Source organism: Pseudoalteromonas sp. SR43-2 (assembly GCF_014163885.1).
Classification (GTDB): domain Bacteria; phylum Pseudomonadota; class Gammaproteobacteria; order Enterobacterales; family Alteromonadaceae; genus Pseudoalteromonas; species Pseudoalteromonas distincta.
The window spans coordinates 1-285 of sequence record NZ_JACJED010000056.1 but is presented as its reverse complement, the minus strand read 5'-3'; the positions used below and the strand labels follow the sequence as shown (position 1 = coordinate 285).

Here is a 285-nt window from a genome sequence, read left to right as displayed (position 1 = left end):
GGTGACAATAGCGTTTTGGACCCACCTGACTCCATGCCGAACTCAGTAGTGAAACGAAACAGCGCCGATGATAGTGTAGCATTTGCTATGTGAAAGTAGGACATTACCAGGCTTCAAATTGTAGAAACCCGTTACAGCAATGTGACGGGTTTTTTGCTTTCTGGGATTTAGTAAATAGCCAAGAGCCCATGCCGAACTAAGTAGTGAAACGAAACAGCTCAAAGGCGAGCCCCATTGAAGGCCGCCCTGACACAAAGAGAGTGTAGTATTTGCTATGTGACTTTC

Annotated in this window: 1 rRNA gene; it reads left to right on the top strand. The window is 46.0% G+C overall.

Going from position 1 to position 285, the window contains the following annotated elements:
- Positions 1-112: ribosomal RNA gene (rrf, locus tag H5120_RS20075) — 5S ribosomal RNA — on the top strand; the annotation flags it as partial.
- Positions 113-285 lie beyond the last annotated feature (173 nt).